At 72.4% G+C, this 301-nt stretch carries 1 pseudogene; it reads left to right on the forward strand.

The window, feature by feature from the left end:
- Positions 1-126: pseudogene (locus tag JHD73_RS28810) on the forward strand (hypothetical protein); the annotation flags it as partial.
- Positions 127-301 lie beyond the last annotated feature (175 nt).

Here is a 301-nt window from a genome sequence, read left to right on the forward strand (position 1 = left end):
GCGGTGCTGTCGGCACAGCTTCAGTACATCTTCTCGGTGTCGCGCGTGGCGCACTACCTGAAGGCGATGATGCGCGACAAGATCGGCAGCTTCGCCTCGGCCAAGAACGTTGAGACGTTCCTGAACCTGTCTCTTATACACATCTCCGAGCCCACGAGACATGGCGCCTGATCGCGTATGCCGTCTTCTGCTTGAAACGGGGGGGGGGGGGGGGGGGGGGGGGGGGGGGGGGGGGGGGGGGGGGGGGGGGGGGGGGGGGGGGGGGGGGGGGGGGGGGGGGGGGGGGGGGGGGGGGGGGGGG

This window comes from Ralstonia sp. ASV6 (assembly GCF_016429285.1).
GTDB classification, from domain to species: domain Bacteria; phylum Pseudomonadota; class Gammaproteobacteria; order Burkholderiales; family Burkholderiaceae; genus Ralstonia; species Ralstonia flaminis.